The sequence below is a fragment of the Robinsoniella sp. RHS genome, assembly GCF_001029355.1.
GTDB lineage: Bacteria > Bacillota > Clostridia > Lachnospirales > Lachnospiraceae > Robinsoniella > Robinsoniella peoriensis.
Genome location: NZ_JNGB01000087.1, coordinates 1 through 9,079, shown reverse-complemented (window position 1 = coordinate 9,079; position 9,079 = coordinate 1). Strand labels below are relative to the sequence as shown.

The 9,079-nt window shown below is 40.7% G+C and carries 6 protein-coding genes, 1 pseudogene and 1 other annotated feature; all 7 genes and pseudogenes read right to left on the bottom strand.

Annotation, left to right across the window (positions count from 1 at the left end; translation table 11 throughout):
* Positions 1-1,911: pseudogene (locus tag RHS_RS22415) on the bottom strand (DNA-directed RNA polymerase subunit beta); the annotation flags it as partial.
* Positions 1,860-2,048: a hypothetical protein gene (locus RHS_RS31675; RefSeq protein ID WP_141728551.1), complete on the bottom strand. Its 189-nt coding sequence runs from the start codon at positions 2,046-2,048 to the stop codon at positions 1,860-1,862. The pseudogene RHS_RS22415 and the gene RHS_RS31675, both read right to left, overlap by 52 nt.
* Before the next feature lie 130 nt (positions 2,049-2,178).
* A complete protein-coding gene (locus RHS_RS31670) occupies positions 2,179-3,708 on the bottom strand; it encodes a hypothetical protein (protein ID WP_070040688.1) in 1,530 nt (509 codons plus the stop codon).
* 181 nt (positions 3,709-3,889) lie between these two features.
* On the bottom strand, positions 3,890-5,401 hold the full coding sequence (locus RHS_RS22400) for a CoA-acylating methylmalonate-semialdehyde dehydrogenase (protein WP_047834422.1): 1,512 nt from the start codon (positions 5,399-5,401) through the stop codon (positions 3,890-3,892).
* Between the two features lie 267 nt (positions 5,402-5,668).
* On the bottom strand, positions 5,669-6,043 hold the full coding sequence (gene rplL, locus RHS_RS22395; RefSeq protein ID WP_027296072.1) for a 50S ribosomal protein L7/L12: 375 nt from the start codon (positions 6,041-6,043) through the stop codon (positions 5,669-5,671).
* 78 nt (positions 6,044-6,121) lie between these two features.
* Positions 6,122-6,610: a 50S ribosomal protein L10 gene (gene rplJ / locus RHS_RS22390; RefSeq protein WP_027296071.1), complete on the bottom strand. Its 489-nt coding sequence runs from the start codon at positions 6,608-6,610 to the stop codon at positions 6,122-6,124.
* A gap of 29 nt (positions 6,611-6,639) precedes the next feature.
* Positions 6,640-6,778, bottom strand: a sequence feature (ribosomal protein L10 leader region).
* A 58-nt stretch (positions 6,779-6,836) separates the two neighbouring features.
* Positions 6,837-9,079: carbamoyl-phosphate synthase large subunit (gene carB, locus RHS_RS22385; RefSeq protein WP_047834421.1), on the bottom strand; the 2,243-nt coding region annotated here is incomplete at its 5' end.

Here is a 9,079-nt window from a genome sequence, read left to right as displayed (position 1 = left end):
GTAATCAAATGTAGTTCTTTCATACTCCTGCGTTTCTTCTCTGTAACGACCAGAAACATTTTTATGAACAAAATGTCCTTCTTCATCCAGGGCCTCATTCGCCTGAGCTACATGATAATTATCTTCCTCATCTGCAGTCATATATACAACATCTTCCGTAACACGAGGATCTGTCGGATCTGTCTTGTCTATTTTACGGTATGGTGCTTCAATAAAACCATACTCATTAATTCTGGCATAGGTTGCCAGGGAGTTAATCAGACCGATATTAGGACCTTCAGGTGTCTCGATCGGACACATTCTTCCATAATGGGAATAGTGAACATCTCGAACCTCGAATCCCGCTCTATCTCTGGACAAACCACCAGGGCCCAGTGCGGATAAACGTCTTTTATGTGTTAACTCACCAAGCGGATTATTCTGATCCATGAACTGAGACAGCTGGGAAGAACCAAAGAATTCTTTAACAGCTGCTGTTACCGGCTTGATATTGATCAGAGACTGTGGTGAAATTCCTTCCAGATCCTGTGTTGTCATACGTTCACGTACAACTCTTTCCAGCCTGGAAAGACCAATACGGTACTGGTTCTGCAGCAATTCGCCTACTGCTCTGATACGTCTGTTTCCTAAATGGTCGATATCATCTGCATTGCCAATTCCATATTCCAGATGCATATTATAGTTAATAGAAGCAATAATATCTTCTTTTGTAATATGCTTCGGAATCAATTCGTGGATATTCTGCTTGATTGCATATTTGATATCTTCAATATCGTCATTTTCTTCCAGTATTTTTTCAAGCACAGGGTAATATACTAACTCTGTAACACCCACTTCTTTTGGATCAACATCAACGAAATTCGTAATATCAACCATCATACTGGAGATTACTTTCGCATTACGTTCTTCCGTCTGAATCCAAACGAAAGGAACTGCTGCATACTGAATAGCATCTGCAATTTCACGTGTTACTTCGGTGCCTGCTTCAGCCAGAATTTCACCTGTAGTAGTATCTACAACATCTTCTGCAAGCACATGTCCTGAGATACGGTTGCGAAGAAGAAGCTTCTTATTAAATTTATAACGGCCAACCTTAGCAAGATCATATCTTCTAGGGTCAAAAAACATACTGGTAATAAGGCTTTCTGCACTTTCTACTGCCAGCGGTTCACCCGGACGGATCTTTTTATATAATTCAAGAAGACCTTCCTGGTAATTTTCTGATGTATCCTTAGTTAAACTTGCCAGGATCTTTGGTTCTTCACCAAATAACTCAATGATCTCAGCATTGGTACCGATGCCAAGTGCACGGATTAAAACCGTAATCGGCACCTTTCTGGTTCTATCTACACGAACATAGAAAACATCATTGGAGTCAGTTTCGTATTCCAGCCAGGCACCTCTGTTAGGAATAACGGTAGCAGAAAATAACTTTTTACCAATTTTATCATGAGCAACTGAATAATAAATACCTGGCGAACGAACCAACTGACTAACGATAACACGTTCAGCACCATTAATTACAAAGGTACCTGTTGCAGTCATTAAAGGCAAATCCCCCATGAATATCTCATGTTCATTGATTTCGTCATTCTCTTTATTATGAAGTCTCACCCTAACCTTTAACGGTGCAGCAAATGTTGCATCTCTCTCCTTGCACTCCTCGATGGAATATTTCACATCATCTTCACATAATGTGAAATCTACAAATTCCAAGCTCAGTTTGCCACTATAATCTGCGATTGGAGAGATATCTTCAAAAACTTCCTTCATTCCTTCGTCTAGGAACCATTGGTATGAGTCTTTCTGGACCTCAATCAAATTGGGCATTTCCAGAACCTCTTTTTGTCTTGAGTAACTCATACGAAAGCTTTTGCCGCTTTTGATTGGTCGTATCCTGTTTTTCTCCATTGACGTTTCACCCCTGTTCTTTCTATATAAATATAAACTATTTCCAACAACCCGGTTTTGGGCATAATGATACCCTTGGGCACAATCCTGCACAATAGTGCATCTTCCACTTTAGCATAAAGAAAAACTGCTGTCAAGCAGTTTCTCCTGAAAAAATTGGTTTTAAATTTGTACAATTTGAACTTCCTGTTTAAGAGCATGATTAAAAACAAACAGTAGCAAACTGTGGATTTCAGCTTGTATCTGAAATGTGCCGTATACATAGCATCAATAATTTGCAGCACCATAGTTTAGCAGGGTTTTGGTATCCCTCCATCTGGATTCACTGCTTGGACACCCCAGAACCACCGAAATGTAGGTCTTTCCGTTTTTGCTCATCGCCCCGGCAAAGCAATGTCCAGCCAAAGTTGTCCAACCTGTTTTTCCGCCCAGGAATCCTGACATCTGGCCCAGCATATCATCCGTACTATATACCGTAAATCCTCTGCCGCCAGAAAGGCTGGAAAAACTATAAGCCCTGGTCTGTATAATCTGGCGGAACAAATCTTTTTTCATAGCATAACGCAGCATCTTTGCAAGATCCAGAGCCGACGAACCATGATTTCCCATCTCCAGTCCATTTGGTGTGACAAAGGTTGTATTTTTGCATCCAAGCTCTCTAGCCTTCTGATTCATAAGATCTGCAAAATTTTGTACCGAGCCGCTGATATGCTCCGCTATTGCGACTGCCACATCATTATAGGAAGGCAGCAGTAATGCATACAGCAGATCCTGCATCCGATAGACTTCACCCGGATTCATATACAGCTTTACTTCTTCCTGTCCTGCGGCATACGCAGAGACAGAAACTGAATCATTCAATCCGGCATACTCCAAAGCCAGTATTGCCGTCATTATTTTTGTGGTACTGGCATTGGGGCGGTTTTGATTTGCATTTTTCTGATAAATAACTTTTCCCGTCTTAGCGTCAATTAATACCGCAGAGGGTGCAGACAGGCTTAATGCAGAAGCGCTTACCTTTTTCCCGGAAGCATCAACGAACTTACTTCCTATAAAAGTACTCTTCACCATTGCCCCATTACTGCCCAGATAGTAATCGCCAACCCATTTATTTTTTACCATATAACCATTACTGCCAAAATAGTACCACTTACCCGACACTTTCTTCCAACTGTTTTTCAGATAACTTCCGCTTTGGTTCTGATATTTCTTTCCTTTATCCCCAGTTCGCATACCCGGCTTCATGAAACCATATTTATCAAAGCTGTATTTAATTCCATTTATGGTAATTCTTTTATTTTTGACCGCATAACCATTTTTATCAAAATAGCACCGTTTATTATTGATAGTCTTCCACTTATTCGTTATGTACTGGTTCTTTTCATCCCGGAAACGCCAGCCTTTCGATGTTTTCACAAGCCCTTTTACATATTTCCCGCTTGCCTCCAGGTAATGACTGCCAACCCAGCTTTGTGTAACGGCATAACCCTTCCTATTAAAATAATAACGGTTCCCATCAATTGTTTTCCACTGGCTTTTCAGGTATCCCTTAGAGCCATTCTTATAGCGGTATCCCTTCCCGGTATTTTTAAAGCTTACGATCCATCTTCCTTTGGAATTTACATACCGGTCACCAACCCAGCGGCTTTTTTGCAGTCTTCCGCTCTTTGTATAATAATACCAGCCTGTACTTTTGTGCTTCCATGCAGCGTCCGCCTGGAAAACAGGTGATATGCCAAACAGCAATATCAGAATTAATGTTAATGGAATAAATAATCGCTTTTTTACATTTTTCATTTAACTCTACCCCCACTTTGATTTTCAAAAACATTCTAAAAATATTATACATGATAATGTAAAATTCACCAAATCAATTTTTCTCACCAGCAATATAAAAAATGCCGGTGCCAAGATTATCTCTCAGCACCAGCATCATTTTAAGTTATCATACATTCTAAAATTACAATTTTAAAGCAGATCAGATTGTTCCATCCCAGGTAGAAACTGTTTTGGCTTTCTTCTCTTCCTCGTCAAACCAACGGGTTGTCACTACTTTTCCTTCTGTATAGAAACGATATCCGTCTTTTCCAAGGCAATGCAGATCTCCAAAGAAAGATTTCTTATGTCCATTAAATGGGAACATACCTACGGGAACCGGAATACCTACATTGACTCCCACCATTCCTCCGTCCGTACGTCTTGCAAATTCTCTCGCATAGTGACCGCTCTGTGTGAAGATTACAGAACCGTTAGCATATGGATTTGCATTCATAACCGCAAGTCCTTCATCGAAATCTTTCACACGTTTGATACAGAGAACCGGACCAAATACTTCTCTGTCTCCGATGGTCATTCCCGGTTTTACGTGATCGAAAATCGTAGGCCCTACATAATAACCATTCTCATATCCCGGAACCTGGATATCCCTTCCATCTAAGATCAGTTCTGCACCCTCTTCAATTCCTTTTTCGATCCAATTCGTAACAAACTTCTTATGCCCTTCATTTACTACCGGACCCATACCTGTTGTTTTATCATAAGCCGGACCGACTTTAATTTCTCTTGCTTTTTCTACAATTGCATGAACCAGGTCATCTGCAATATCTTCCTGGACTACAACCACCGGGAGTGCCATGCAGCGTTCACCGGCACATCCAAAGGCTGCATTAATAATTCCAGCTGCTGTTCTTTCAATTGGTGCATCATTCAACACCAGTGCATGGTTTTTCGCTTCACAAAGAGCCTGAACGCGTTTTCCATTTGCTGCTGCAGTTGAATAAATATGTAATCCTACTTCTGTTGATCCTACAAAAGTAATTCCTTTGATATCCGGATGCTGTAAAAACATTTCCGCTTCATTTCTGGAACAGGTCACAATATTGATTACGCCATCCGGTAGCCCTGCTTCCTTATATATTTCAGCGATGCGCATACAAGTCTGAGGTGTAAACGTTGCAGCCTTTATTACAATGGTATTTCCACAGGCGATGCACATTGGTGTCATCCATCCCATAGGGATCATTGCCGGGAAGTTAAATGGAACAATACCTGCAAATACACCCATGGGTTCACGGTACATTACAGTGTCAAAACCGGAGGAAGCATCCATAAGACTTTCGCCCATCATTAATGACGGCGCGGAAATTGCCTGTTCGGTTCCTTCTTTTGCTTTCAGGACGTCACCTTCTGCCTCAACCCATGCTTTGCCGTTTTCTCTTGCAACAAGTTCCGTCAGTTCATCCATATGCGCAATCAGCAGATCTCTCAGCTTATAAAGAATCTGAACACGTTTGATTACAGGTGTTCCTGACCAGCCAGGGAAAGCTGCTTTCGCTGCTGCAATGGCTTCTTCTACTTCCTCTGAAGTACAGCAGGGTACTTTTGCAGTGATTTCACCGGTACTAGGATTGCAAGCATCCGTATAACGTTCCGTCTTAGATTCTTTAAACACACCATTAACATAATAACCCAGTTTCTTAACATCGCCCATGATAAATCCTCACTTTCATATTTGTGGTAAACTATTGTAATTTGTTGATTATATTTTGGATATATCTTATATTATCACAGAACATAACCAAAATCAACACAAACTTTTCGTTATTTTATTCACGAAACAATCAGGACATTATCTGCATTCACAGATATGTTCATAACTTCACATATCTATATTTTTTTGTGAAGACCTATTCCGGACAACAAAAAATCCCCGCAGACACCTGGAACCAGGTAACTGCGGGGATTGCTAATCATCAGATTATTTTAATGTGATCTTAGCGCCTTCTGCTTCTAATTTAGTCTTTAATTCTTCAGCTTCTGCTTTAGAAACGCCTTCTTTAACAACCTTAGGAGCTCCGTCAACTACTTCTTTAGCTTCTTTTAAGCCTAAGCCTGTAGCTTCACGAACAACTTTGATAACTTTAACTTTGTTTGGTCCAACTTCTGTTAATTCTACGTCGAACTCATCTTTTTCTTCTGCTGCTTCTGCTGCTCCGCCTGCTGCTGCTACTACAACACCTGCTGCTGCAGATACACCAAATTCTTCTTCACATGCTTTTACTAAATCGTTTAATTCTAATACAGATAATTCTTTAATAGCATCAATAAATTCTGCTGTTGTTAATTTTGCCATTTTATTTTCCTCCATTTAATTTTTTAAGTTATTTTTTCGGATATCCGATTTCCCGGTTCCACGTTTTACGTTGAATTCTTAAGCTTCTTTTGCTTCTGCAATCTGATTAAGAACACGAGCAAGATTTGTAATAGGTGACTGGATACTTCCAAGTAACTTGCCAAGAAGTTCTTCTCTTGACGGAACGGAAGCCAATGCCTGTACGCCTGTCTCATCGTAGTAAGCTCCTTCTACGACACCTGCGATCAATTTGATTGCCGGAACAGTCTTTGCATGCTTTGCTAAGATTCTTGCCGGAGCAGTTGCGTCTTCTTTCGAAATTGCAATTGCATTTGGTCCTTCCAGATGTTTGCTGAGTGCTTCGCAATCTGTATCTTTGAATGCAAAGTTCATCATTGTATTTTTGTATACTTTGTAGACAACGCCAGCTTCTCTAAGCTCTTTACGAAGAGCTGTGTCCTGTTCCACGCTGATTCCACTATAAGTTACTAAAATAACTGATGCTGCATCTTTGATACTTGCGCTAATCTCTTCAACAACTGGTTTTTTAAGTTCAACTTTTGCCATGAATGGTGCACCTCCTTATGTTAGTATGTGTACCGCCGTAAAAAACCTCTTTGTACAAGACAAAGAGGTTTCATAAATCATTCTTATTAGAACTCATTACTCCTCGGTAGGCGTTTTCACCTTATGCCTTACGGCACCTACTGTCTTCGGCAGTTTTCTAATAGACTATAGCATAGTCTGTCTGAATTTGTCAAGCAGATTTTATAACTTTTTCTGTTGGCAGGCATTATTCTTTGATTTTTTTATGGAACTCCTGTAATGAATGAACCTCTAAACGTTCTCCCATCTTTACTGCCTTAATGCCTTCTGCCGTAGCTTTTGCCGCTGCCATTGTTGTCATGTAAGGTATTTTTTCCTTGATAGCAGCCTTACGGATATAACTATCATCTGTTGCACCTTTTTTATCAATTGGTGTATTGATGATCATTTGGATCTTTTTATTGGTGATGGCATCCAGGATATTCGGTCTTCCCTCATTAATCTTAGATATCTTCTCGGCTTCAAGTCCGGCTTCCTTAATCAGTTCATAAGTACTTCCGGTCGCCATCAGCTTAAATCCGCAATCATGAAGTTCCTGTGCCACTTCTTTTACTTCCGGCTTGTCTCTGTCACTTACGCTGAGGAGTACGGTACCTTCTAATGGAAGTTTGGTCTGAGTAGCTTCCTGCGCTTTATAGAACGCTTCACCGAAACTTTCTGAAATACCAAGTACTTCTCCGGTAGAACGCATTTCAGGTCCTAATAAAGGATCTACTTCCGGGAACATATTAAACGGAAAAACAGCTTCTTTTACACCATAGTGTGAAAACTTCTTCTCTTTTAAATCAAGTACCGGAGACGGTCTTCCAGTTAAATAAGAAGTCATGATATCTGTTGCCAGTTTAACCATTTTAATATTACATACTTTTGATACCAGCGGTACTGTTCTGGATGCACGCGGATTTGCTTCAAGTACATATACTACTCCGTCTTCAATAGCATACTGCATATTCATAAGTCCGACTACATTCATTTCTGCTGCAATCTTTCTCGTATAATCTTTGATGGTTTCGATCTGTTCTTCTGTCAGGTTCTTAGATGGAAGAATACATGCAGAGTCACCGGAATGAACACCTGCAAGTTCAATATGCTCCATTACCGCCGGAACAAATACATTGGTTCCATCGCTGATGGCATCAGCCTCACACTCAGTAGCATGATGTAAGAAACGGTCGATCAATATCGGTCTGTCGGGAGTAACTCCAACCGCTGCCTTCATGTAGAATGTCAGAGCCTCATCATCATGAACCACTTCCATGCCTCTTCCGCCCAACACATAAGAAGGACGTACCATAACCGGATATCCGATCTTATTTGCAATCGCAAGCGCTTCCCCTACGTTAACAGCCATTCCTGCTTCCGGCATAGGAATATTCAGCTTCTTCATCATGTCACGGAACAGATCTCTGTCTTCTGCAAGATCAATCGTTTCCGGTGTTGTTCCAAGAATATTGACACCCGCTTTTTTCAGGTCATATGCCAGATTCAGCGGCGTCTGTCCTCCAAACTGTGCAATAACTCCTACCGGTTTTTCCTTGTCATGGATACTCAGTACATCTTCCAAGGTCAGTGGTTCAAAATACAATTTATCAGAAGTGTCATAATCTGTAGAAACAGTTTCCGGATTACAGTTAACAATGATAGTTTCAAATCCCAGCTCTTTCAAAGCAATTGCTGCATGTACACAGCAGTAGTCGAATTCGATTCCCTGTCCGATACGGTTTGGACCACCACCTAAAATCATGATCTTCGGTTTATCATTATTAACCGGGCTCTCATCTTTCATATGGTAACTGGAATAATAATATGCAGAATCCTTGGTACCGCTTACGTGAACCCCTTCCCAGGCTTCAACGATTCCGGCTTCTATTCTTGTACGTCTTACTTCATCTTCTGTTACTTCCAGGATCTGGCTCAGGTATTTATCAGCAAAACCATCTAACTTCGCCTGTTTCAATACGTCTGTCTGCGGAACCTTTCCCTTTAAAGCCTTTAATGATTCCTCTTCTTCTACCAATTCTTTCATCTGTTCAATGAAGTAATGCTTAATTTTCGTTAATTCAAATAATTCCTGAACGGAAGCACCTTTTCTCAATGCTTCATACATAATAAACTGACGTTCACTTGTAGGAACGGCAAGCATTTTCAAAAGTTCTTTCTTCGACTTGGTTGCAAAATCCTTTGCATTGCCAAGTCCGTACCTGCCGGTCTCAAGACTTCTGATTGCCTTCTGGAAAGCTTCTTTATAAGTCTTACCGATACTCATAACTTCACCAACGGCACGCATCTGGGTTCCAAGCTTATCCTCAGATCCTTTAAACTTCTCAAACGCCCAGCGGGCAAACTTAATTACAATGTAATCACCGCCTGGAACATACTGGTCCAGAGTTCCATACTTGCCGCACGGAATTTCATCTAAAGTCAAACCAC

Excerpts from the sequence above, each read along its gene's own strand:
- RHS_RS31670 (WP_070040688.1), bottom strand. The coding sequence starts at position 3,708 with ATGAAAAATGTAAAAAAGCGATTATTTATTCCATTAACATTAATTCTG.
- RHS_RS22400 (WP_047834422.1), bottom strand. The coding sequence starts at position 5,401 with ATGGGCGATGTTAAGAAACTGGGTTATTATGTTAATGGTGTGTTTAAA.
- rplL (WP_027296072.1), bottom strand. The coding sequence starts at position 6,043 with ATGGCAAAATTAACAACAGCAGAATTTATTGATGCTATTAAAGAATTA.
- rplJ (WP_027296071.1), bottom strand. The coding sequence starts at position 6,610 with ATGGCAAAAGTTGAACTTAAAAAACCAGTTGTTGAAGAGATTAGCGCA.